This window comes from Pseudomonas sp. TR47 (genome assembly GCF_044143025.1).
In the GTDB taxonomy this organism is placed as follows: Bacteria; Pseudomonadota; Gammaproteobacteria; order Pseudomonadales; family Pseudomonadaceae; genus Aquipseudomonas; species Aquipseudomonas putida_E.
Map to the genome: position 1 here is coordinate 263,466 of NZ_JBHFCS010000002.1, position 23,265 is coordinate 286,730.

A 23,265-nucleotide genomic window follows, 5' to 3' on the forward strand; every position below is an offset into this window, starting at 1 on the left:
TGCGGGGCTGAATCCTCCTCGCTCAGGGTTCTGGCAGGGTCGCTTTGCTGCACAGCAGCGCCCGCAGCAGGAACAGTGGGTTGCCGACCACATAGCGCACGAACAGACGCCTGGGTTCCCTGCTCAGCCTGTACACCCATTCGCCGCCCAACCGGCGTAACCAGTCCGGGGCCCGGGTGACCTTGCCGCCCATGAAGTCCAGGATCGCTCCGCCGCAGACGATCAGGCAGGGCCTGCCCAGTTCAGCCAGGCGGGCCGCGACGTTCTCCTGCTTGGGCATGCCCATGCCCAGCACGATCAGCTCCGGCTGCTGCTGCCGCGCCAGATCAATGTAGGTGTCGATACTGGCGAAACCGTCATGCAGCGACACGACATTAACCCCGTAAAGCGCTTCACCCTGTTCGGCTGCCTGGCTCAGATACGGCTCCTGGGTGCCCCAGAACGCTACCCGCCTGCCGTTGTAAGCTGCGAGCAGTTCGGGAATGAAGTCGGTGCCGTTCATGTTCAGCCCGGGCGCCAGCCCCAGGCGCCGATACAGTATCGCGATGCCGGAGCCGTCGCGCAGCAGCACGTCCGCTGCCGCCAGCGCTGTGCAATAGTCGGGGTTGGCAGCCACCAGGTTCATGGCATGGGCATTGACGAAGCCGAGCACCGTTGCCGTTCGCGGAGCGCTCAGTGCCTGCAGCACCTTCTGCTCATCAGCCGCGTCATCGACCACGCGCAGCTTGCCGATGATTGTCTTCCAGCGTTGCAACCAGGGCCATGCGTCCATTCAGTTGTCATCCCGTTTCGAGCGCACCCATTCAACCTGGCGCTTGAGCAGAAAACCGAGGTACAGGGGAATCTTCTTCGCCGCGTAGAACGGGGCATACAGCAATACGGAAAACGGGATCACCTCACGCGAGAAGCGCCACCAGGCCAACAATACCGCGGCCACCAACAGCACCAGGTTGACGGTGGCAAGCACTGCCGGCAGTAAAATGCCGAAGAACAGAAATGCCAGCCATGCCACGCTGAAGACCACCATCATGGCCAATGCCAGCAACGCCAGCGGCGGTACCAGCAGGTCCACGGCCATGGCCAGCAAAGGCCAGTTACCCTGCGCCAGCGAGCGGCGAATCAAACCGGGGCCCTCCGTCAGCAGCAGCCCCAGATGGCCATGTTCCCAGCGGGTGCGCTGGCTGGTGAGGCCTTCCTGGCTGGTCGGGAACTGGCTGGTGACCGTAGCAGCCGGGCAGAACAGGGGCGGTTTACCATCGCGGCACAGCTCCAGGCCCAGCTTGATGTCTTCGACCAGGTGGCCGGTCGCCAGGTTGGCCGCGGTCACATCCTGCCAGCTGAACGCCATGCCCGCCCCCATCAACTGGCACGGCAAGCCTGCCCGAGCCCATCCACGCGGGCGCACGAGATTCTTCACGCGCCAGGCGAATTCGGCGACCTGCACTTTCAGCCCGGCGCCTGCAGGCGCATGCATCAGGTACAGGGACTGCACAGGCCGGCCGGCCTCGATGCAACAGTGTGCCAAGCGCTCGACGGCACCGGCACTGACCTGGCAATCGGCGTCGATGATCAGCACCACGTGCGGCGGGTTGTGCGCCAGATGCCGTACACCGTAGTCCAGCGCATAGCCCTTGCCCCGCAGGTGCGCGTCCTGGCGCTCGATCACCTGCGCACCGGCAGCACGCGCCAGTGCGGCGGTATCGTCGGTGCAGTTGTCCGCCACCACCAGCAACTGGTCGCCCTCGCGCAATTGCGCGCCGATGGCCGCAAGTGCCGACTCGATGACCAGCGCCTCGTTATGCGCCGGTACCAACACCGCCACCCGTGGGCGTGCGCCCTTGGGCTGTGGCACCGGCCGCGCCGGCAGGCAGGCCAACAGCACCTGGACCAACAGCACCAGTACCGGCAGAAGCACAAGCAGTGCCACGATGCCCAGCAGCCAACTCAGTAAAGTAATCATGCAATTGCCTTGAAATAGCGAACCAGCCTGGCCGCTTCGGTATCGATATCGTGGCGCTGGAGCACGCGCTCGTAAGCCGCTTGCCCCATACGCTGCAGGGCTTCGGCAGGTTGCGCCAGGCAATCGGCCATGGCCGCAGCCAACTCCTGCACTTCGCCTGCCGGGAACAGCCAACCGTTTTCCCCCTGCCGAACCAGCTCGGGTATGCCGGCCACATAGGTAGTCAATACCGGCCGACGCAGGGCCATGGCCTCCATGATGACCACCGGCAACCCTTCGGCGAAACTCGGCAGCACCAGGGCGCGGGCGGCCAGGATTTCTTCACGTACCTGGGCGCTGCTGATCCAGCCAGTGACGCGCACCTGTGCCTGCAAGCCATGGCGGGCGATCAACGCGTCGATCTGCTCACGCATTTCACCGTCGCCGGCCAGCACCAGTTCAAACGCTACGCCCTTGGCCAGCAGGATCCGGGCCGCTTCGAGCAGTAGCAGCTGGCCCTTCTGCTCGCACAGCCGCCCTACGCACACCAGCCGCGGCGTTGCCGGGGGCGCAATGGCAGAGCCTTCATGGAAACTGCGCTCCAGGCCGCAATGCACCACCTTCACCTTGACCCAGTGCTCATGTGCCACCCAGCGAAACAACTGGCTGCGCCCGTAGGAGCTCACCGCAGCGACGAATGCTGCGCGGCGGACCTTCTCATCCATGTGCAGGAATTGCGGCTTGTCGAACTCCTCGGGCCCATGCACGGTGAAACTGTAACGGGGGCCACCGAGCGCGTTGGCCAGCATGACCACTTCGGTGGAGTTGGTGCCAAAGTGCGCGTGCACGTGCTCAGCAGCAGCGCCTTGCAACCACTGCACGACACGGCAGGCTTCCGCCAGGTAGACCAGGTGATAGGGCCAGGGTCGGTCGGCGCGCACCCCCATGCGCAACGCCAGGCGCAACGCTGACATGAAACGCCGCGGCTCGGCGCGCGCTACCTGCAGCATCGGTTTGAGCAGGCCCTTGACGCCCCCTTGCAGCACGTAGCGGGTCTTGCCACGCTCGGCGATGTCTTCATCGTCCTGCAACTCGGCGTCCCAGCCCCGCAGGGCGATGCGTTGAACCTCCATGCCTTGACGTTCGAGCGCCAGAATTTCGCGACGAATGAAGCTGTGACTGACCTTGGGATACTGATTGATGAAATAAGCAATGCGCATACGCCCCCAAATCGAAATCCGTTTACTGATAGGGTCGGGCCGCTTCGGCGACGCCCTGACCTTTACCTCATGCTGCGGCTCACTGACTACAGGCTAGCTGAGGATGCAACGGCAGCTCTGTTTGCGCGGCGGTGCCGGGCAGTGCTGCTTCTATCTTGGCGAAAACGTCGTCCAGTAGCGCGTTGCGGCGTCGGTACATGGCCCGTTTCTTCGGCGCGATGTCCTCCAGGTTACGCCTGGCAGCTGCCAGGGGGAGCACAAAGAAGTCCTCACGCACCGACGTTTCGGCACCGCTCTCCTGCCATATCACATCATAGTTGGCTGCCAGGTCCTGAGCCTTCTCAACCCCGAAATACGGGTGGCGGTGGTGCCGGCACTGATCGCCGACAGCATAGATGCGGGCGACCCCGGTTGTTCTGGCCAGGCACTTGAGGGCTTCTAGCAGAAAGCTTCTGGGGCGCAACCCTTCGAAATCCTTGGTCAGGTCGCGGTAGATGTTCAGCGAGGTTTCGCTGTCGATGCCTTTATGGATGCCCTGCACGGCACCAATGAACAGGCACAGCTCGCCCTCTGTGCGGCACAGCGTGAACGCCAGCGACGCCACACGCAGGTCAGCCTGGAACAGGTTGATCACCAACTCCCCTTCACGCTTGAACCACATGGGCCGATCCAGCACCAGGGTGCACCCGTTGGAGTAGGCGGACAGGTCGCAGACAACCTGGCGCTCCTCGCGCTCCAACAGCAACAGTGCCGGGCAATGGCTGGCGACCACTTCATAGTGCGATGCCACCACATCGAGCCGTTCACGGGCGTCCCAGCATTTGCTGATGTAGGGCCACTGCACCACCCCGATGCAGTCCACGCCCAGCCTGGCGAAGCGCTCGTTGCCCAGCGCACCTGACATGCGCTGCATGAACGTGCGCAAGTCCGGCCACTGCCTGATCATTGCTGTGGCCAGCTTGTACTTGTTGTTAAGCGCCCGCAGCGAATAGCCGGGTTGCAAGGTGAATACGCTTCTGGCTAACGATCCGAGCATCTTAGGCATCTCATTTGTACTCGATCAACGCCGGGTTACCGGCCGTGAACCTGTTCAGCACAAACCTCATCTGGCCCAGCATCTCCGGGAATTTGCCCAGCACCAGAAATACCGCCTGTACTGCGTTTTCACGCGCCGACCTACCGCCACGGCGCGCCAGGCGCAGCATCTGCAGCGGGTAGACCAGCAGCAGCACCAGTGCCCACAGGCCCATCCAGATGCTTGCTAACGCGACCAGCAGTGGAATGCCCAAGCCCCAAACCCAGGCACGGCGCGACTCGCGCAGCCAATGCCGCTCCGGCGGTGCGCCATGCAGTGAGGCGCCCTCGGCATAGGCATAACCTGCGCGTACGCTGCGCCGCCACCACTGGCCGAAGCGCGTCATGGCGGCATCGTGCAGGGTCATTTCAGCAGCCAGGCGCCAGACCTTCCAGCCGGCCGCCCTCAGCCGCACGCACAGTTCGGGCTCTTCCCCAGCGATCAGTGCAGAGCGATAACCTGCGACGGCCACGAAGGCATCGACACGCATGAGCGCATCACCGCCACAGGCCTTGGTTTCCCCCAGCGGGGTATCCCACTCCAGGTCACACAGCCAGTTGTAGACAGAGTGCTGGGGAAAGCGCTCGCGGCGCCGCCCACACACCACCGCCACCTGCGGGTGGGTGTCGAGAAAGGCTTGCGCCGTGACGAGCCAGCCGGCATGCACTTCGCAATCGCCATCGACGAACTGCACATGGCGTACTGCAGGCAGGGCCTTTTGCAGGCAGGCAAAACCCTCATTGCGTGCACGCGCGGCGGTGAAAGGTATGGTCATGTCCAACGTCAGCACCTCGACGCCCAAGGCCGATGCTCGTTGCACGGAGCCGTCCGTGGAGCCTGAGTCCACGTACACCACCTTGTCCGCACGCCCCGCCAGCGACGCCAGGCAGCGTTCCAGGCGAAGGCCTTCGTTACGGCCGATAACCACCACTCCAATGCCTGTCACCTTGAGCCTCACTCGCAGCGCTTGAGGGAACCACCCCGGGTACGGTCAGCCATTGCCTGGCTCATGTGAACTCCATCGCTTCGCTGGGTTTTCGGGCCTTGATGGTCGCAGGCACGCCCACAGCCAGTGAATTGTCCGGCACATCGATCAACACTACAGCGTTGGAGCCGATCGACACGTTGTTGCCGATGCGAATGTTGCCCAGCACCTTGGCCCCGGCGCCGATATCGACGTTGTTGCCAAAGACGGGAGCAATCGGTTCATTGACATTCTTCAGGCCGACCACCACACCATTGCGAATCCGACAGTCATCACCGAATCGCGCATAGCCGCTGATGACGATGCCGCCGAAATGGTCGATGACGAAGTTGCGACCGATCACCACTTCACACGGTAACTCGACGCCGGTGATGATCTGTACGAACTTGAACAGCACCTTGTAGACGAACGACAGCACTTTACGCAAAGGTGCCGGCCGCACGCCGTAGCGCCAGCGGCCAAAACGATAGACCAGCAGTACCCAGAAGCCCTGGGCACCCCAATCTCCACCGTGTGCACGCAAGTCCGCGCGTATGTTCTGGAACATGGCTTCACCTACCGTGTGGGTTGGCTGGCAAACTGGGTCTTGAGCAACAGTGACCAGGTGGCGCGCGTGTGCAGCCAACAGGCCTTGATCGCGCCCCAGCCTCGCCCCTTGAGCAATGCCTTGAGCGCCAGCACCAGGTCACCCAGGCTCACCAGCAGCATGTGCAGGATCAAGCCCGGCACGCCATGGTGCTTGCGAAAGTACAGCAGCTCGCTCTCGATCTGGTAGCTGGAGATCTGCCGGCTCGCAGCCTCCAGTTCGGCGACCGACTTGGAGCTTTCCCCGCCAATGTGCACCACGGTGGTGTGCGGGTAGAACACCACCTTCCAACCGGCCTCCTTCACTCGCTTGCAATGGTCGACTTCCTCGTAATAAAGAAAGTAGCGCGGATCGAACAGGCCCACCTGATCGAGCACCTCGCGGCGCACCAGGTAAAAGCAGCCCGGCAACCAGTCGCATTCACGCACCGAGGCATGGTCCCAGGCCATCTCGTCGACCATCTTCAGCCCGGGGAAAAAGCGCCCCAGGCCGGTACGCGCGACAAACACATTCAAGGGCGTGGGGAAGTAGCGGCAACTGGGTTGCAGGTCACCGTCGCGCCCCACCAGGCGCACGCCCAGAACGCCACAGTCCGGGTGCGCGTCCATGTAATCGACGGTTTTTTGCAGGCTGTCAGCAGCGACAAAGGCGTCGGTGTTGAGCAGCAGCGCGTACTTGCCCTGCAGGTGCGCCAGCAACTGGTTGTTGGCGCGGCCAAAGCCGACATTATGCGTGTTGCTCAGCAGCACAGCTTCCGGGCAGACCTCGGCCAGGCGCTGCACCGAATCATCGACGGATGCGTTGTCCACTACCAGATAGCTGGCCAGCCGTTCACTCCCGGCCTGGCGCAGCGCATCGAACATCGGCTGCAGCAACGATGCGGTATTGAAATTGACGACCATCACGTCGACGGGTTTGCTATCCATTGCTGCCGTCTCCGAAGAAATACTCGCTGCGTTGGCGTGCCAGCGCAGGTTCCACGGTCGGGTCGTAAGCGCCTTTGCGTTGCTTGACCGTCTCGATCCAGGGGTAGGCATTGCAGCGCGCCTCGACCCGGCTGATCAGTTCTTCAGTCGTACAGATGACTTTTGCCGGGTTGCCCCCGACCACCGTGCCGGGTGGAACATCCTTGGTGACGACAGCGCCTGCAGCGACCACAGCGTTCGGCCCTATGGTCACGCGCGGCATGACGATCGCACCATGCCCGACAAAACAGTTGTCCTTGATGTCAATGTAGCCGACCGAATCAAGGTGTTTGCCGTAACAGATCTCGATCAGCGCAACCACACCGTCGTGGCCGATCAAGGTGCAGTCCGACAGGCCCACATTGCTACCGATGCGTACCAGAGTGGGGTCGGTGACATTGCAGCCGCAGTTGATATAGACATTGCTGCCCACCGAGTGGAATTTGCCCCACCGTGCCAGGTAGGTACCCCACTCCAAGGGCGTCGGGTTGCAGAACTTCTTGTAAGCCGAGCCTCCCCGTCCTGTTGAGTAGACATACTGCGTCATGGCATTGCGTATCCATCCAATCATTCTGCTACCCTCGCACGTCAAGCGGTCCTGGACTGTCCCTGAGGCGAACCGGTCTCGTTCTTCTTTATGCTGACCGTATCGCGCTCAACCCTTTCCCCACATTGCTCATCCCTTCGAACAACTGCCCCACTGGCCGCCTTCATCTTCGTATCGAGGTGGTCGGCCAATCTGAGTGCGAACTGCAACAGCGGCATCGTCGGGTTCGAGGCGCCACCTGTGGCAAAAATGCTGCTGCCCGCTATATAGAGGTTTTCACTGCCGAACACCTTGCAGTTGGCGTCGACCACGCCGAACTCGGGGGATGCCGCCATGCGTGTGGTGCCCATGTGATGGGCATGGGGCGACAGTTTCAGGGGCAACTCGGTGTCATAGACAAAATCGTTGAGCTTGACGAAGCCGAGCCCCGCCTGGGCGAACTGCTTGGCCAGTTCAGCGCCGATGCACTTGATGGTATGCCTGTCGGTGGCACTGAGTACCCAATTGACATTGACCTTGGCCACGCCCAGCTCATCTGTTTCGTTGAGCAGCGAAATACGGCTTTGTGCATCCGGGAACTGTTCGATCATCGTGGTCATGACGCCATCGCCGGGGCAACTGAACTTGGCGACGAACTCGATCTTGCTGGCCAGCCCCATCTGACACGCCAGGGTTTCCAGAAAGTATTTGACCTCGGCCGTTCTGCCGTAGGTCTGCACATCGGAGAGCACCGTAGCGGAAACATTGCCCTTGCCGGCATGGTACTCAGCGACGAATGCATCGGTGGTGTAATACTGGCGCGGCTCGGTGCCCAAGCCATCTTTGAGTATGAAGGTACCCAAGTCGATGTTCAGGTGTTCCATCAGGCAACGCCCGGTCAGGCCCTCCTTTTTCACCACGCCAGCACCCACCAGCGAAGCGCTGTTGAGCAATTGCCTGGCATTCTCGATCGCCCCCATCGCCAGGACGAACTGATTGGCCGCGACACGCTCGCGATGCTGGTCGTAATCGGACACCACCGCTGCCTTCAATTGCCCTGAAGCCTGATCGAATTCGAGGTCGACACAGTTGCAGTTGATGAACACCTCCAGCCCGGGCGTCTCGTTGAGCGCCGATGCGTACTTTTGCGCGAACCGTGTTGGCGGGCTCAGCAGAAAACAGTCAGCATCGAATTCGCCACCGTTCAAGCCGGTGTTCACGGTTTTGAAGCCAGCCCCGTTCGGCAGGTCAACGATCGCCATGGCCGCCGGCAGGTAGCGCTCGATCTGCGCATAGTCGATCGGCCAGCCCGGCAGGCCGACAGGCGGCGCTACGGCAAAATCGGACGAAGTGAAGGGGCGACAACGGCCTGCCCAATGATTGGAGGTGCCGCCCAGGTAACGCAGGCGCGTCTGTTCGGCATACAGCTCAAGGCCGGTCGAGGTGCACGCGTAGAGCTCCTGCGAGCGCGGCTCATACTCACGCCCTCCCCCCTCGAGCAGCACCACACTCCACCCCGCCTGCGCCAGCTGCAGGGCCAGGGTGATGCCGGCCGGGCCGGCACCGATGATGCACACGTCGTAGGCTTCGCGCAGGGTTTTCTCAGCCTCGAAGTCCTTGATCATGCTCGACCGTCCTTGAAGTATTCCGAAGGCAAGACCCAGCCGTTGATCACAACGAACCCGCCCTTTTCCGCCGGTTTGCGCCCAGCGCCAGGGACGATACCGAAAACAGCTACGCCGACGCCCAGCAACACGCCATTGCGAAGAAAGCCGCGGCGACCCGATTGCCGATCAAGAAACTGTAGCTTCCCCATGATCACAAGACCTATGCCGTTGATTTTATCCAGCCCGGTATCGTTATGTGCAGCCTGCCGGGAAGGCTTCAGAGCCAGTCGAACAAACGCGTGATCAGGAAGCCACACAATGCGCCGACCGCAATCATCGGTAGCACCACAAGTTCACGCTTCATACTCCAGATATTCAGCTTGGAATTGACATAGACGATCAGTACCAGCGTCGGAAAGGTATGCAAAGCGGCCCCCCAGATGGCGTATTTCACTCCGCCAATGGCCAGCAACAACGGTATCAGTGCCCACAAAGAGACGAGCCGGATGATGTTGTCCATCGCCTGGTACTTGGTATGGCCCAAAGCGATCCACAACTGATGAGCCAAGGTATAGCGCAAGGTGAAGAACGACAGCGACAGGATGGCCAGCATCGGGCCTGCGTCGGCATAGCGCTCATCGTACATCCAGCCGATCAGCAGCGGGCTGGCAGTCAGGAAACCGCCACACAGGAACAGCATGACCAGATCGACCAGCAGCCTGAAGTGGAAGTAGAGTTTTTTCAGGCGCGCCTGGTCACCGGCCCTGGCCGCTTCGCTGAAGGCTGGAAGCGCCACTGACCCGACCAGTTTGAGCAAGCCGGTCTGGATCGACCCGAGAATCAGCACGGCAATGGAATACACCCCAAGCTGCGCCACCGTCATCGTGCCGCCGAACCAGATGCGGTCGCCATACATGGCCAATACCCCGACCATCGAAGACAGCAGTATCCAGCGACCGAACACGATCAGTTCGGTGAGCGCTGCGCGGTCCCATTGCAGGCGGTTGTGCGGGCCATGCAAGGCGAAATGGCCCAGTAACGTGCCAACCAGCGCCGAGGCCAGGCCGGCGACCACCAGAGACCAGATAGACCGGGTGAAATAGCCGATCACCAGCATCGTGACCAGCCCGACGACCTGCGATGCGAGCTCTATCAGCACCACGCGCTTTTGCTGGAAGGCGCGTACCGCGACGTCTATCTTGGTGGACTGGAAACCCCAGATGATCGCTGAAATGCCGGTCACCGCCAGCACCAGCGGCAGCTCTGGCGCTGCATAAGTGGAATGCGCCGGCCACAGATCGGCCAGTTGCGCCCACCAGGCGCCGAGGGCCAGCAGCAGCGTCAGCGCGAACAGCACAAAGCCGCGCACGATCTGCACCGTCCAGGCGGTGTTGAGGAACAATGGGTCGTCGCCGCGGTGGCTCTGGATGATGTTCTGCCGCAGGCCGACATCGGACAGCAGGTGCAGCAGCACAGAAACGGTGGTGGCAATGACCATCACCCCAAACATTTCCGGCAGCAGTATCCGCGCCATGATCAGGTTGCCGCCCAAGCGCAGCACCTGCGAGGCCACCAGCGAGACCAGGTTCCATGCGCCTGCGCCCATGGCACGCTTGCGCAGACTGGCAGGTGCTTGCACATCAATCGACGGCATGACTTGAATCTCTGACTGAATGGCTAGAAGTCACTATAGTTTCAATTAGCCATGATGCTAGTGCCCATCCACCCAGGGACAGGTGACCTCTCCCATGCCCGAACATTTACGTGCGCTGATCGTCATTTTGTTCCTGGCTTGCGTGGTGTTCTTTCTCGCACGCAGCCCGGCAAAGGACCTGATTGCCGAGAGCGATTTCAAGCGCCGCCGCAACCTGTGGTTCGCGTTGACACTGGTGGCCTTTTTTGCCCACAGCTACTGGATCTACACCGCCGTTGCCGCCGTCATGCTGCTCACGGCCAGGCGCCGCGAGCGCAACCCCATGGCGCTGTTCTTCCTGTTGCTGTTCGTCATACCGCCCGCGTCGAAAGAGGTGCCCGGCTTTGGCGTGGTCAACTACCTGATCGAGCTGAACCATCAGCGCATCCTGACCCTGTGCGTGCTGCTCCCCGCCGCACTGGTGCTGAGCAAGCAGAGCGATACGCTGCGTTTCGGCCGCCTGTGGGCCGACAAGCTGCTGGCCGCCAGCCTGTTGCTGATGGGGCTGCTGTACCTGCGCGAGACCACGATTACCGATACCCTGCGCCAGGCGGTGTACTTGTATGTCGACGTGTTCTTGCCCTACTACGTCGCCAGCCGCGGGTTGAGGGAGCTGAGCGACTTCAAGGACGCGATGCTGGCCTTCGTCATTGCCGCTTTGGTCTTGTCGCTGCTGGCCGTCGCTGAGTACGCGCGCCACTGGCTGCTGTACAACGCGTTGCTCGACGCCCTGGGTGTGGAGTGGAGCATGAAAGGCTACCTGAGCCGGGGCGGTTCGTTGCGCGCCAGCGTAACCGCCGGCCAGGCCATTGCCCTGGGCTATGTGATCACGGTTGCGATTGGTCTGTTCCTGTTCGTGCAGGGCTTCGTGCGCAGCCAGCTGCAGCGCAACCTTGGGGCCTTGCTGCTGGCCGCCGGCCTGTTTGTGCCACTGTCACGCGGCCCATGGGTGGGCGCGGTGGTGATGATTGTCGTGTTCATCGCCATGGGCAAGCGTGCAGTCACGCGCCTGTCCCTGCTCGCACTGGCAGGGGTGCTGAGCATTCCGCTGCTGACCATCGTGCCCGGCGGCGAAAAGATCCTCGACCTGCTGCCGTTCATCGGCAGCGTGGACAATGAGAACATAACCTACCGCGAGCGTCTGCTCGACAATTCGTGGATCGTCATTCAGCGCTACCCGTTGTTCGGATCGTTCGATTTCCGCAACACGCCGGAAATGCAATCGATGATCCAGGGCGAGGGCATCATCGACATCGTCAACACCTACATCGGCCTGGCGCTAAGGATCGGCCTGGTAGGGCTGGCGCTGTTCGTGGGGTTCTTCGCCTGCGTCCTGATGGGCATCAACAAGAGCATGCGTACCTTCCCCGACAAGAGTGACCCTTACCGCCAGCTCGGCAGGGTGCTGTTGGCGACCTTGCTGGGCATCCTGGTGACCATTTTCACGGTAAGCAGCATCACGGTAATCCCGGTGGTGTACTGGTCGATTGCCGGGCTCGGCATCGCCTACATCCAGATGGTCCGCAGGCACGCTTTCGCTGATGCCGAACACCCTGCCAACGCCAGCCTGCAACCGAGGTAGTTCAATGACCTGCACTTCATTCTGCCCCTTGACCCGGGCAACGGCACTGGTTGGCCTGCTGATGCTGCCGCTGGCCGGCATGGCCTCGGAGTGGGTCGTCAGCGTCGACGAACAGAACGGCCTGCCCAACCTGACGCGCGGCGGCGGTCCGGCCTTTGCCTCAAGCTTCGACTTCTGGGGTGAAGACTGGAGCTGGACGGGCTTCTACCCGACACTCAAGGTTCAGGGGCCTTACCGCTACACCTTGACGGGGCGGAACAAGGACCTTGATTTCGACCTGAAAGCCGATATCCAGAAGGACCAGGGGCAAACCCTGACCTGGCACTTCGACCTGCAGGCACAGAGCAAGCAGGCCGATGTGATGGGCGGCGGCATCGTCTGGCGCTTCGACCCGGCGCTGATAGCCGGGGAAATGGGCGACCCTGTGCTGTTGCCAGACAACCGCGGTTGGGCCTGGGGCAAGAACAGCGTCGGGCCACGTGTGCAAATGCGCTTCGATCCCCCGTTGGCCAAGGTCTATTTCGAGCGGGGCGATACCAGCCAGGTGCGAACCTTCTTCTACACCGACCCGATTCTGCCTGGCCGCCAACAGATCAAGGCGGTGCTGACCGTTGCCGGGGATATTGCCATAGGCCCCACGCCCAGCGAACGCTTCGGCCTGGCCGACCCCACGCAATGGCCGGATGACCAGTTGGACTGGCGCACGTCACCTGTGGACCTGTCGTTCCTCAACGCGGGGGAAATACCAGCCGGCAAACGTGGTTTCGTCAAAGCATCCGGTGAGCAACTGGTGTTTGCCGACAACACCCCGGCGCGCTTCTGGGGCACCAACCTGTCGGCTTATGCCCTGTTCAAAACGCCTGACGAGGAAATCAAGGCGCAGGCCAAGCGTCTATCGGCACTGGGCTTCAACCTGGTAAGGCTGCACCACCACGACTCCCCGTGGGTGAGCCCGAACATCTTCGGCGATCTCACCCAGCTCAACAACACCGAGCAACTCGACGCCGAAGCGCTAAGGAAGATCGACTGGTGGATCAAATGCCTCAAGGACGAAGGCGTGTATGTCTGGCTCGACATGAACGTGTCACGCATCCTGACCGCCAACGACAACATTTACGCCTTCGATGAACTGCCCAAAGAGCAAGGGGTTGCCGCTGTAAAGGGCTATGCCTACGTCAACGTCACCATTGCCCAGGCCATGAAGCGCTTCGCTGAACGCTACATGACCCACGTCAACCGCTATACGGGGCTTGCCTACAAGGACGACCCGGCAATCGCGGCCATTTTGCTCACCAACGAAAACGACATCACCCAGCACTTTGGCAACGCCCTGTTGCCGGACAAGGGCGTGCCACGCCACAGCCGGCTGTACATGGACGAGGCCAAGGCTTTCGCCGCCCGCCAGGACCTGCCGGCGGACAAGACCTGGCGTGCCTGGGAACACGGGCCCTCCAAGCTGTTCCTCAACGACCTGGAACACCGCGTTTTTGCTGACATGATCAAGGACCTGCGCAACATCGGGGTCAAGGTACCCATCTCCACCACCAGCACCTGGGGCGGCAACGGCTTGTCCTCGCTGCCGTCGCTGACCACGGGTGACGTCACGGATGCCCACAGCTATGGCGGCATCGGGCAGCTGGAGAAGAACCCGTTGACCAGCGACAGCATGATCGACTGGCTCGGCGCCGCTCAGGTGGTGGGGCTGCCGATGACGGTCACCGAGTGGAACGCCGAACCCTTCCCGCTGCCTGACCGCCACTCACTGCCGCTGTACGTGGCAGCGACGGCCAGCCACCAGGGCTGGGACGCAATCATGCAATACGCTTACAGCCAGCAGGGCTTCTTCAGCCAGTGGCGCCGCGCAGACAACTGGAATGCCTACAACGACCCGGCGCTGATGGCCACCCTGCCCGCCGCCGCCCTGCTCTATCGCCGCGAGGACGTGCAGTTGGCAAAAACCCGTTACGTCTTCGCACCCACTCCAGACACCTTGTTCAACAGGCCGATCACACCCAATACCTCGGTGCTGCTGCGCACCGCCATGGAAAAGGGCCAACTGCAGATCGCCATGCCCCAAACAGCGCAATTGCCGTGGCTACAGGCCAGCGCCATCCCGGCCGATGCGCAGGTGCTGCGTGACCCAGACCACTCACTGCTCGATGCCAACGCCAGCGAGTCGGTCACCGATACCGGGCAACTGCGGCGCAACTGGCAACAGGGCGTCTACACCATTGACACGCCCTCGACCCAGGCCGCGACTGGCTGGCTGGGTGGCCAGGCAATGGACCTTGGCGACATCCAGCTGCAACTGAAAACCGCGTATGCCAGCGTGGTGGTACAAAGCCTCGATACCAAGCCGCTCAACCAGTCGCGCAGCCTGCTGATTTCACTGGGTACCCGTGCTGTGCCCCGCCCCGACGACATGACTCCGTTTCACGTCGAGCCGCTCGAAGGCACCCTGAGCGTCAAGGCGCCAGCAGGCTTGAAACTCTACGGCCGCACGGCCGATGGGCAGGAGCAGGTGCTGGCGTCGTCCTACCAAGAGGGGCGCTACATCATCCGTTTCGACGGGCGCAGCATGACCAACTGGCTTTTCTTGAAATAGGGCATATCGCCATCTAGAGTCAATTCAGACCTGTATTCCAGGCATTCGACGCTGCTTCTGTTCCAGGAGGATTGGATGAAGTACTTGGTTGTCGGGGGTTCAGGCTATATCGGCTCACACATGGTCAAGCACCTGTTGGCCGCCGGGCATGAAGTGGTGGTAGCGGATACCGTGGCCACTGGCCCTGATATCGAATGGGTCGAGCTGGATATCGCTGATGCGCTCGCGCTAGATGCACTGTTCGACGACTGCCACTTCGACGCCGTTTTCCATTTTGCCTCGTTCATCCAGGTGGCAGAATCGGTCACCGCCCCGTGCAAGTACTACCAGAACAACGTCGCCGCCACGCTGACCCTGCTCGATGCCATGGTGCGAGCCGGGATCAGGCACTTGGTCTTCTCCTCTACAGCAGCCGTTTACGGCGACCCACAGTACATCCCCATCGATGAGCAGCACCCCAAGGCGCCGATCAATCCCTACGGGCGCAGCAAGTGGATGGTGGAGCAGATCCTCCAGGACTTCGACCGTGCCTACGGATTGCGGTCGGTGTGCCTGCGTTACTTCAATGCCGCGGGCGCCGACCCGGAAGGTTCGCTGGGTGAATGCCACGAACCGGAAACCCACCTGATCCCGTTGATCCTGCAGGCCGCCTCTGGCCGGCGCGAGGCGATCACCGTGTTCGGCCATGATTACGACACACCCGACGGCAGCTGCATTCGGGATTATGTGCATGTGGCCGACCTGGCGTCGGCACACGCGCTGGCGGTGGACTACCTGTTGGCCGGCGGCGCAAGTACGGCGTTCAACCTGGGCAATGGCCTTGGGTTTTCGGTGCAGCAAGTGATCGATACCGCACGCGCCGTGACCGGGCGGCAGATCAACGTAGTCGAGGCAGCGCGGCGCGATGGCGACCCGGCCAGGCTGGTTGCCGATGCTGCCCGGGCCAGGGGGGTGCTGGGATGGCAGCCACGGTTCGATTCACTGGAGCAGATTGTGCGGCACGCCTGGGACTGGGAGCTTCAGTACCCCTGGCAATGACGTGAGCGCAATAGCAAGCAAGGAGCAAGCATGGCTAGCCAGCTCCTTGCATCAGCAATCAAAGGCTCAGTAGTAAGGCCGCGGTTGCTCATCCGCCTTGTTCAATACCGCCCCGATCAAATTCGCCGTCGCCAGATGATGCAGGCAGTCTTCGATATCCTTCTTGCTGTTCACCCCGTTGGCCACTACCAGCAGCACACAGTCGAACTTCGGCAAGACGGTCAATGCATCGTCGGAACTCAACAGCGGTGGCAGATCGAAAATGCAGATACGCGAGTCGTAGCGGTCGCGCAGGTCGCTGATCAGGCTGTTGACCTTGGGCGATGACAACATCTCGGTAGACATCGGTATCGGTTCACGCGTGGGCAGCACCACGAACCGCGGCAAGGTCGGGTTGACCAGTACCTCTTCCAGCCAGGCCTCGCCTTTGAGCAGCTCGTTCAGCGCTTTGTCCATGGGCAGGCCAAGGCTGCTGCCAACCCTTGGACGACGCAGGTCGAAGTCGACCAGCAGCGCGGTCTTGGTGGTGTGGTGGGCGATGCTCATGGCCAGGTTGACCGCCAGCACTGTCTTGCCCGCCTCGGGTGTCGGCGAGGTGATCGCCAAAGTCCGCCAGCCGTTTTCTTCCATGGCCTGCAGCACTTGCGTGCGCAGCAGGTCGATGGCCCCGCTCATGTTCGAGTTCTTGTTGTAGGAGACGATCCGGTTGCGTTCCAGATGCTCCGCACGCAGCGGCACCACCTTGGTCTGCACGTAATCGAATTGCCCCAAGGCTTCGGGCTGCTCCGACACAGGCGCCGCCTTTGGCGTTTCAGCGGGAGTGGGAGAAACCTGATGAATGTTCTTTCCGATAGCCGGCGTAATTCTGTCCATCGCTGCGCTTCCCTATTCAAACCGAGCCATAGCTTTAAACAGCAAGAGGTCCAGTGGCATGTAGAACACATGGACGACCACCATCAGCATAGCAACCAGCAACAACCCGCCGATGACCAGCAGCACCCGCCACTTGCGGCGCCTGGCCACATCGGCCTGCGTGGAAATGTACGGCACGGCCACCAGCACCCGCTTGCCCAGCACGCTTTCCAGCGCACCGACACCCCGTATACGCTGGTTCAGCATTTCCAGCAGCATCACCAGCGCGCCGCCCACTGCCGGCGCCAACACCAGGCCAAGGGCGACAATTTTCTTGCGGTTGGGCTTGACCGGTTTTTCCGGCATCAAGGGTGGCTCCAGCAGCACAAAGCGCTCAGCCTTGTTTTCCTGCTCCAAACTTTCGGTAATCTTCGCGCCCATTTCCTTGTCGCGGATTTCTTCATACTTCTTGCGTGCGTTGTCATGGTCACGCATCAGTGTTACCAGGCCGCGCTCCACTTGCGGAGCTTCGAGGATATCGGCCTCATAGCCTTCCATTTTGGCCGTCAGCTGACGTTTCTGTTCAGCAAGCGATGCGATGCGCGACTGCGTAGCCGCCATTTTGGTACGTACCCTGGCCGCATCGAGGTTCATGGCCGCCGCAGCGGCGATGCCCTTCTCGCCCGAGGCCTTGAGCAAGTCGATCTTGCGCTTGACGGCCACCACATCGGGGTGCGCCGGGGTGTATTTGGTCAACAGCCGGGCATACTCGGCCTTGAGGCTGGCCAGGTCCTGTGGTTGGTCCGCCGAGGCAGGCCTGCCGCCAGCCGCCTGCGCGGGCACCCCCGCATTGGCGGCCGCCAGCTCCAGTTCGAGGTAACGCAGCTCTTCCTGGGCGGCCTTGTAGTCGCGATCGACCTCGCGGAACTCCAACTCCGAACGCGACAACATGCTCATGCGCAACTGCTGGTTCTCAGGCAAGGCATTGGCGTGCGCCTGCTTGAAATCCGCCAGCTTGTTCTCGAGCGCAGCCAGCTCGGCGCCCAGCTTGTTCGCCTCCTGGGTAAGGAATTCGGTGGTCTCGGTTGCGCGCTCGGTGCGCTGTTTCATGTTTTCGTTGAGAAACAGCGTCACCAGTTCGTCGGCCACTTCCTTGGCAACTTCAGCGCGCTTGTCCTCGTAGGAAACCGTGAACGCGACCGTCGCCTCGCCACGCCCTTTGACGTAGGTACTGAGCGTGGCCACGACGATTGCACTGCGCATCTGCTCGATCTTGTCGGTCTCACTGAACCGCCTGCCCTTGTCGGCGAACAGGTTGTACTTGTCGATGATCTTCAGCAGGTTCTCGCGGGTCATGACGCGCTGACGAATGACCTCGATACGCTCATCGGCAAAACTGTTGTTGTTGGCCGAGACCAGCTCTGGCGAAATCTGCTGCGACTCCACCAGGATGGTGCCGGTCGACTGATAAAGGGGCGGCACCGTGACGGCGACCCCGACGGTTGCCGCAATCACGACCACGATGCTCACCCCCAGCAACAAGGCGCGGTCCTTGATGATGGCGATGTAATCTTTAAGGGAAAGCTCGTAGTCCGTTTTCATGGTGGCCACCCGTGCGAGAGTCAGATGTCGGGATATCTGTACGTCAGCGTCAATCCGGCAATGGTCGCGTCAGCATCGGGCAAGCCGTCTTGCTGGCGCTGCTTGTACATCAACGAGAAGCGCAGGTCCCAGGCCGGTGAAAATGCGCGGCTTGCCCAGATGCCATACGTTTGTAACGTGTTTGGCGAGACCCCTTTGCTGTCCTGCCAGGACGCATCGACGCCCACGCGGTCGACCTCGGTGACCAGGTAGCTCCAACTGCCGCGTACCATATCGAGTTCGGCAAAGCCGCCCTCGGCGTTGGCAAAGGTGCTGCGCTCAGCGCTGAAGGTGGCATCGGCACGATCGCCTCGGTAGAACAGCGACATGCCACCTTCACCGCGGCGCCCGCCGCCAGAACCCGTGGTCTTGTTCACGCCGATATGCATCTGGCCTTCAAACCGTTCGGAAAACCGGTGCCTGACACCGATATTCGGGCTGTAGCTGTTGGAGGACACCGCGGTGGTATCGTCCTGCGGTTCATAACGCCTGGCGTCGAAACCGGTGATGATGTCGGTGCGCTCGCTCCAGGCGTAGGTCCATGTCGATGTGTTGTACAGCTCGTCGTAACCGGTCAACGAACTGATGTCATAACGGGCATGTGAGTAGGTCAGGACGTTGGCCAGCGTGCTGCGCTCGGTCACCGCGCTGCTCCAGTTGGCCTCGAGCGTGGACATCTCCTGCGTGCCGTCGGTGGTGACAACACCGGTGTCCTGCACAGCACCGGACAGCGTGGAACTCTCCTCGTAGCGCGCCAGCAAGCCAAAGCCACCGGTCTCGGTCTCGCGCTGCCACCCCAGGCTCACCTTGGGGTCTTCTCGGTCATCGACGATCGACCGGTCGGATGAGCGCAGCACGTTGACACCCAGGCCCAGGCGCAACTGGTCGCGGTCGAACTGACCGATCAGGCTGTAGTCGGGCGCAATGATGGTACGCGTCACACCTTTCTCCTCGGACGTCAGGAGCAATGGGTTGCTGTCGTACTCGACAGACGTGGGCACCACGACTGAAGACTGCCAAATGGCGGCGTGAACCACCCCAGACAACGGCAACATCATGATTGCCGTCGCAATATTCGTTGGTCGGAAAATAGGCACTAGAGATTCTTATATATTGGTAGGGTCAAGGTACGACCAGCGTATCGCCAGCCTGAAGTTGGAAGTTGGTGGACATGTCGCGCCCGGAAACCAGATCCTTGTAGCGCACCGGCAATACCTTTTGTGAAGGGCCGCTGCCGCGGATGACCTTGATGGCACTTTCGTCGGCGAATTTGTCCATTCCACCCGACATGCTCAGCGCCTGAAGCACCGCCGTAGGGCCTGCCATGGGCACCGGGCCTGGCTTGATGACCTTGCCTTGCACATACACAAGGTTGCCCGCCGTACCCGTGACGACGACGCTTACATTAGGATCTGCCAGGTAGGGTTTGAGGCCGGCAGTGACCTTGTCGGCAACCGCTGTGACGTCCAGCCCGGCCACATCGATTCGACCTGCCAGCGGGAAGGTGATGCTGCCATCGGGAAGTACGACGGTTTCCTGGCGAAGGGTGTCCTCTTGCCAGACCGAAATCAGCACCCTGTCACCGGGGCTGAGCAGGTACGCCGGGTTGCCTTGATCGGCCACGCTGGTGCCGGACCAAGTCACGAATACGCAAAGGATGGAAATCAGCAAACGCGCCATGAGGGATCCCTCCGGCCTTGCGGCCCAGGTTCAAGAGCACTGAATGAGAACGACACTAAACCTCTCGCTCCACTTCGCAGCCGTTACAGCGCTGCGACGGCCTCAAGCATCCAGGAGGCCCTTTACCGCAATGCCGCTTCGCCTGCCACTGCCAATTTGCGTCTGGGGCGTCAGCTACTGGAATATAGCAACAGCTGTAAAATTGACAAGCGGCTAATCCCGTCTTCGACGCAAACATCCATTATTTAGCGTCAATTCACTGGCAGTACGGTTAAGTTGATCGTAATGGTAACAACAGCGTCCTCAAATTTTCTTTCTGTTGGCAACTGCGACAAAGCCGATCACCGCAAACGCAAACACCCAGCCTGCCGTTGCCAAGGGAACAATATTTGCCTGGCTCATATAAGAATCAGCCGCCCGTGCCGCACCACTCAATAACACCAACAGAAAGATGGATTTGATGAACAGTGTTGAGCGCATGGTCCCCTCCTACGAAGAGGAAAATTTATTATGGGTTTTTGGCGGAGGAATGAATCGCTGTTGATTGGAGCTTATGGGCACGATGCCATTACGTCAACGTTCCGACACCATAATAAATCTCAATCGACTGCCCCTCGACTCGTCAAATTATCGACATGCAGAAGATGCAGGCACTTCTCACCCGCTCGCGCTTCAAGCAACTCATTGATATGCCATAAAAATAAACTGTCATCAGCGCCCCACCCTGGCCAGCATGCGGGTAGTCGAACCGGGGCACGACTTGAACGATGTGTTTCATAGGCGAGAAACATTGAGAATCATTGCGCTTAGCGTCACGCTTATGACGGAAAAAGATCGAGGGTACGTTCGACCTCATCAATATCGATCGTGAAGCCATCACCCTGCGGCGTGCCGACGACGAAGCCAAAATGCTGATGGTCACGGTCCGTCAGGTACTTGTAGTAGCTGACGAAGCGGTTAGGCGGCTGCAGCGCCAGCAGCGAGCCGCCTGAACGCAGCACATTGACACCGTGAACCAACTGGCTGCCTTCCACGCCAATCACCGTCCTGGCCCCCGCGCATGCCGCGACGATGGTCGGCACATCGCACCTGAGTGGGTCGATCACGCGAAAGCCACGGTACTTGCGCAAGTGTTCGGCGACCTCAAGTTCGTTGCGCATCAAGCGCAATTGGCCTTCACAGCCGCGCAGAATGAACACGCCAGGGTGCGTTACTGGGTCCACATGCGACAGCAACTTGTCGCCCATGGCACGGTAGCGCTGATGCCGGCTGCGGTTGTTGCTCACGTCGTCGAACAGCACCAGCTCCTTGAAAAATGCGCTGCGCAAGCGCAAGGGTTGCATGTCCAGCCACGCCTCATAGCCGGGGGCCTGGGTAAACAATGGAAACCTGGCCGATGGTGCCGTGGTAACAGGGATGCCCTCGTTGCAGGCCAGTGCGTAGGTCGGGCAATCTTCCATCAACCAGGTACCAAACCAAGTGTTGCCGTTTTGCGTGCAATACACAGCACCCCGCTCTATCTCGTAGTCCACCGTTACCCGCGGGAAAGTGCTGGGCTTCAACGACAGCCAATGGCTGGCGTCGTCTTTGTATAACGCCCCGTCAATCAGCCAGACATCCTTTAGCAGGTAGCCGCGCGTCGGGCCTTGCTGCGCACGGATACCGCCTTCCATGGTGAGCGCGGGGTGAACATGGGGGAAAAAACGCTTGGCCTCCCAACCGGTCACGCGTTCCAGCTGGTTGGGCAAGAAATACGCCGGTGGAGAGACGGTGGTTTCGCCGGGCGCGATGTCCCAGGTTTTAACCGCCCGACTTTTTATGTCGATATCGGCTTTACGGGCAAGCCGCTTTCTGGCCATGTGTTTGTAGGCGGCCAGTGTCCAGACAGTTTCGCTGGTGATCAGCGTCGAACTGAACTTGGATATATCGCTACCCATGGAAAGCCCCCTTATAATAAGCACGCCAAAAAGCTCGCAAGCGACGTCCTTATCCAGGCCGGCCCTGACGCTAAGTTAATTGGACAACACCCTTTCCATCGTGGGCGGTGATTTCAAGTTGGCATACCGTTCGCGCAAGTTCTCGAAAAACAACTCACCCGAACTTCTATTTCCATAGAGGTATATCTTGTGCAGGCCGCCAAACACCATTTCGTGGTAGCGGCTTGCAAGCGCTTCATCACTGGACCCTTCCGGTAAACCCAGGTGCAGCGTCAACTTGTTGCCCTCGACCGCAAACAGCGGCGTGTCCCAAAGAAACCGGGCCACTCCCGTCTTGGGTAGCCGGATGAACATGTAAGCGTGGTTGCCCAGCGAGTCGATATCACCCCCGCGCCGCCGCTTCCACTTCAGTAACCCGTCATCCGGGCGCGCCAGACAAAGACCGATGTCGTAATAGTCGTAGCCATTGGCCAAGGCCCACTCCAACGCCATGTAGGTGGTGATGGAGTTGACCTCACGCAGTTTCTTGGCATCGGAAAACACGGCTTCGCAGTAACCGAAACGCAAGGTGCTCCAGTAGCGCTTGCCAGCCCGGGTTATCTCACAACCAAGGTGACAGGCCACCACCTCGCCATCCAAGGTGATCAAGTCCAGGCGGCCTACCCCCTTGGCCAAACGAAACACCTCCTCGGTGGGAAACTGTGCCGCATGAATGCCTTGCCGTGCGCTGGCATAAGGCCGAAGCAGGTCACGGTCGGCCATGGCAATTTCGTCATCCGAGAGCGTTTGCCTCATCTGGTACAGCGGTCGGTTCTTGCGGATACTGCGGCGCAACTCACTGTCATAGCGTGCGGTGATATCGTCCAGCGAGCGCCCAAGCGGTACGACGGCACTCAGGTAGTGCGGTACGGACAGTGCCCCGAGGGTGGGTAACTCACTGACTACTACGCGGCTGGGTACGCTGCCCGCCGGGCCCTCGGGTGCTGGTGCCTGCTGTTGCGCTTTGCCGCCTATCAACAGCTTGGCCATTTCGCGCTGTTGCTTCCTGCCGATGTAGAGAATTTCGTAGGGGCTTTGCTGCTGCAGCCTGAACCGGGCGACCTCCCAATGCCAGAAGCACGCCCGCCCAAGCATGTCGCGTAACACGTTTGATACGGTTCTGATCTCGTAACGCAGCGAAGGTGAGATGAGTTTTCGAGCTATGGCCATCATGTGCGCTTTCATTTCTTCTTCGACGTCCTTTGAATTCAAACGGCCTTATCGGAAGAGAAGCGGGTTATTGCTCAAGACAATGACGTAAGCGACTGATAATCCGACAACATTGCCCCTTGCCG

Annotated in this window: 20 protein-coding genes and 1 pseudogene; 3 read left to right on the plus strand and 18 right to left on the minus strand. The window is 60.7% G+C overall.

The genetic code is table 11. The annotated features are described in order from the left end of the window. Positions 1-22: 22 nt before the first annotated feature. From ACEWE8_RS03785 to ACEWE8_RS03835, 11 genes and pseudogenes are all read right to left on the minus strand, one after another. The gene (locus ACEWE8_RS03785; RefSeq protein ID WP_046786000.1) at positions 23-772 is read right to left on the minus strand and encodes a WecB/TagA/CpsF family glycosyltransferase; all 750 of its coding nucleotides are present in this window, start codon (positions 770-772) and stop codon (positions 23-25) included. Then, positions 773-1,960, minus strand: a complete 1,188-nt coding sequence (locus ACEWE8_RS03790) for a glycosyltransferase family 2 protein (RefSeq protein WP_046785999.1) — start codon at positions 1,958-1,960, stop codon at positions 773-775. Then, on the minus strand, positions 1,957-3,159 hold the full coding sequence (locus tag ACEWE8_RS03795) for a glycosyltransferase (protein ID WP_046785998.1): 1,203 nt from the start codon (positions 3,157-3,159) through the stop codon (positions 1,957-1,959). Before ACEWE8_RS03795 ends, ACEWE8_RS03790 begins: the two co-directional genes overlap by 4 nt. Positions 3,160-3,238: 79 nt before the next feature. After that, the gene (locus ACEWE8_RS03800) at positions 3,239-4,195 is read right to left on the minus strand and encodes a VirK/YbjX family protein (protein ID WP_046785997.1); all 957 of its coding nucleotides are present in this window, start codon (positions 4,193-4,195) and stop codon (positions 3,239-3,241) included. 10 nt (positions 4,196-4,205) lie between these two features. Beyond that, on the minus strand, positions 4,206-5,180 hold the full coding sequence (locus tag ACEWE8_RS03805) for a glycosyltransferase family 2 protein (RefSeq protein WP_046786396.1): 975 nt from the start codon (positions 5,178-5,180) through the stop codon (positions 4,206-4,208). 61 nt (positions 5,181-5,241) lie between these two features. Next, positions 5,242-5,766, minus strand: coding sequence for a serine O-acetyltransferase (locus ACEWE8_RS03810; protein WP_046785996.1), 525 nt, complete (start codon positions 5,764-5,766; stop codon positions 5,242-5,244). An 8-nt stretch (positions 5,767-5,774) separates the two neighbouring features. Beyond that, complete coding sequence (locus tag ACEWE8_RS03815; protein ID WP_046785995.1) at positions 5,775-6,731, minus strand: glycosyltransferase family 2 protein; 957 nt, start codon at positions 6,729-6,731, stop codon at positions 5,775-5,777. Further along, the gene (locus tag ACEWE8_RS03820; protein WP_046785994.1) at positions 6,724-7,341 is read right to left on the minus strand and encodes an acyltransferase; all 618 of its coding nucleotides are present in this window, start codon (positions 7,339-7,341) and stop codon (positions 6,724-6,726) included. The genes ACEWE8_RS03815 and ACEWE8_RS03820 overlap by 8 nt, the downstream gene beginning before the upstream one ends. Before the next feature lie 122 nt (positions 7,342-7,463). After that, positions 7,464-8,921: pseudogene (locus ACEWE8_RS03825) on the minus strand (FAD-dependent oxidoreductase); the annotation flags it as partial. Then, positions 8,918-9,112: a hypothetical protein gene (locus ACEWE8_RS03830; protein ID WP_046785993.1), complete on the minus strand. Its 195-nt coding sequence runs from the start codon at positions 9,110-9,112 to the stop codon at positions 8,918-8,920. The pseudogene ACEWE8_RS03825 and the gene ACEWE8_RS03830, both read right to left, overlap by 4 nt. Positions 9,113-9,180: 68 nt before the next feature. Continuing rightward, on the minus strand, positions 9,181-10,557 hold the full coding sequence (locus tag ACEWE8_RS03835; RefSeq protein ID WP_046785992.1) for an oligosaccharide flippase family protein: 1,377 nt from the start codon (positions 10,555-10,557) through the stop codon (positions 9,181-9,183). Positions 10,558-10,651: 94 nt separating this feature from the next. On the opposite strand from ACEWE8_RS03835, the gene ACEWE8_RS03840 reads away from it, so the two are divergent. The 3 genes from ACEWE8_RS03840 (at position 10,652) to galE (ending at position 15,821) form a co-directional block, all read left to right on the plus strand. Further along, complete coding sequence (locus ACEWE8_RS03840; protein ID WP_046785991.1) at positions 10,652-12,178, plus strand: O-antigen ligase; 1,527 nt, start codon at positions 10,652-10,654, stop codon at positions 12,176-12,178. Positions 12,179-12,182: 4 nt separating this feature from the next. After that, positions 12,183-14,783 (plus strand): hypothetical protein, encoded by a 2,601-nt coding sequence (locus ACEWE8_RS03845; protein ID WP_046785990.1) that lies wholly within the window; start codon positions 12,183-12,185, stop codon positions 14,781-14,783. Between the two features lie 75 nt (positions 14,784-14,858). Then, positions 14,859-15,821, plus strand: a complete 963-nt coding sequence (gene galE / locus ACEWE8_RS03850) for a UDP-glucose 4-epimerase GalE (RefSeq protein WP_046785989.1) — start codon at positions 14,859-14,861, stop codon at positions 15,819-15,821. A 66-nt stretch (positions 15,822-15,887) separates the two neighbouring features. Here galE and ACEWE8_RS03855 read toward each other — a convergent pair whose 3' ends face one another. The 7 genes from ACEWE8_RS03855 to ACEWE8_RS03885 all read right to left on the minus strand — a co-directional run bounded on the left by ACEWE8_RS03855 (position 15,888) and on the right by ACEWE8_RS03885 (position 23,155). After that, positions 15,888-16,694 carry a CpsD/CapB family tyrosine-protein kinase gene (locus tag ACEWE8_RS03855; protein ID WP_046785988.1) on the minus strand — a complete coding sequence of 269 codons (807 nt, stop codon included), beginning with the start codon at positions 16,692-16,694 and terminating at the stop codon, positions 15,888-15,890. Positions 16,695-16,706: 12 nt separating this feature from the next. Further along, positions 16,707-18,275 carry a Wzz/FepE/Etk N-terminal domain-containing protein gene (locus ACEWE8_RS03860; protein ID WP_046785987.1) on the minus strand — a complete coding sequence of 523 codons (1,569 nt, stop codon included), beginning with the start codon at positions 18,273-18,275 and terminating at the stop codon, positions 16,707-16,709. 20 nt (positions 18,276-18,295) lie between these two features. Continuing rightward, positions 18,296-19,411 carry a hypothetical protein gene (locus ACEWE8_RS03865; protein WP_046785986.1) on the minus strand — a complete coding sequence of 372 codons (1,116 nt, stop codon included), beginning with the start codon at positions 19,409-19,411 and terminating at the stop codon, positions 18,296-18,298. 25 nt (positions 19,412-19,436) lie between these two features. Continuing rightward, positions 19,437-19,994, minus strand: a complete 558-nt coding sequence (locus tag ACEWE8_RS03870) for a polysaccharide biosynthesis/export family protein (RefSeq protein WP_046785985.1) — start codon at positions 19,992-19,994, stop codon at positions 19,437-19,439. 303 nt (positions 19,995-20,297) lie between these two features. Then, complete coding sequence (eppA, locus tag ACEWE8_RS03875) at positions 20,298-20,474, minus strand: EPS-associated small membrane protein EppA (RefSeq protein WP_168216558.1); 177 nt, start codon at positions 20,472-20,474, stop codon at positions 20,298-20,300. Between the two features lie 338 nt (positions 20,475-20,812). After that, a complete protein-coding gene (locus tag ACEWE8_RS03880) occupies positions 20,813-21,931 on the minus strand; it encodes a glycosyltransferase family 61 protein (protein WP_046785984.1) in 1,119 nt (372 codons plus the stop codon). Positions 21,932-22,006: 75 nt separating this feature from the next. Then, a complete protein-coding gene (locus ACEWE8_RS03885; protein WP_046785983.1) occupies positions 22,007-23,155 on the minus strand; it encodes a hypothetical protein in 1,149 nt (382 codons plus the stop codon). Between the last annotated feature and the right edge of the window lie 110 nt (positions 23,156-23,265).

What these genes read in the sequence shown, in the direction of transcription:
- ACEWE8_RS03785 (WP_046786000.1), bottom strand. Translation starts at nt 772, where the DNA reads ATGGACGCATGGCCCTGGTTGCAACGCTGGAAGACAATCATCGGCAAG.
- ACEWE8_RS03790 (WP_046785999.1), bottom strand. Translation starts at nt 1,960, where the DNA reads ATGATTACTTTACTGAGTTGGCTGCTGGGCATCGTGGCACTGCTTGTG.
- ACEWE8_RS03795 (WP_046785998.1), bottom strand. Translation starts at nt 3,159, where the DNA reads ATGCGCATTGCTTATTTCATCAATCAGTATCCCAAGGTCAGTCACAGC.
- ACEWE8_RS03800 (WP_046785997.1), bottom strand. Translation starts at nt 4,195, where the DNA reads ATGCTCGGATCGTTAGCCAGAAGCGTATTCACCTTGCAACCCGGCTAT.
- ACEWE8_RS03810 (WP_046785996.1), bottom strand. Translation starts at nt 5,766, where the DNA reads ATGTTCCAGAACATACGCGCGGACTTGCGTGCACACGGTGGAGATTGG.
- ACEWE8_RS03815 (WP_046785995.1), bottom strand. Translation starts at nt 6,731, where the DNA reads ATGGATAGCAAACCCGTCGACGTGATGGTCGTCAATTTCAATACCGCA.
- ACEWE8_RS03820 (WP_046785994.1), bottom strand. Translation starts at nt 7,341, where the DNA reads ATGATTGGATGGATACGCAATGCCATGACGCAGTATGTCTACTCAACA.
- ACEWE8_RS03830 (WP_046785993.1), bottom strand. Translation starts at nt 9,112, where the DNA reads ATGGGGAAGCTACAGTTTCTTGATCGGCAATCGGGTCGCCGCGGCTTT.
- ACEWE8_RS03835 (WP_046785992.1), bottom strand. Translation starts at nt 10,557, where the DNA reads ATGCCGTCGATTGATGTGCAAGCACCTGCCAGTCTGCGCAAGCGTGCC.
- ACEWE8_RS03840 (WP_046785991.1), top strand. Translation starts at nt 10,652, where the DNA reads ATGCCCGAACATTTACGTGCGCTGATCGTCATTTTGTTCCTGGCTTGC.
- ACEWE8_RS03845 (WP_046785990.1), top strand. Translation starts at nt 12,183, where the DNA reads ATGACCTGCACTTCATTCTGCCCCTTGACCCGGGCAACGGCACTGGTT.
- galE (WP_046785989.1), top strand. Translation starts at nt 14,859, where the DNA reads ATGAAGTACTTGGTTGTCGGGGGTTCAGGCTATATCGGCTCACACATG.
- ACEWE8_RS03855 (WP_046785988.1), bottom strand. Translation starts at nt 16,694, where the DNA reads ATGGACAGAATTACGCCGGCTATCGGAAAGAACATTCATCAGGTTTCT.
- ACEWE8_RS03860 (WP_046785987.1), bottom strand. Translation starts at nt 18,275, where the DNA reads ATGAAAACGGACTACGAGCTTTCCCTTAAAGATTACATCGCCATCATC.
- ACEWE8_RS03870 (WP_046785985.1), bottom strand. Translation starts at nt 19,994, where the DNA reads ATGGCGCGTTTGCTGATTTCCATCCTTTGCGTATTCGTGACTTGGTCC.
- eppA (WP_168216558.1), bottom strand. Translation starts at nt 20,474, where the DNA reads ATGCGCTCAACACTGTTCATCAAATCCATCTTTCTGTTGGTGTTATTG.
- ACEWE8_RS03880 (WP_046785984.1), bottom strand. Translation starts at nt 21,931, where the DNA reads ATGGGTAGCGATATATCCAAGTTCAGTTCGACGCTGATCACCAGCGAA.
- ACEWE8_RS03885 (WP_046785983.1), bottom strand. Translation starts at nt 23,155, where the DNA reads ATGAAAGCGCACATGATGGCCATAGCTCGAAAACTCATCTCACCTTCG.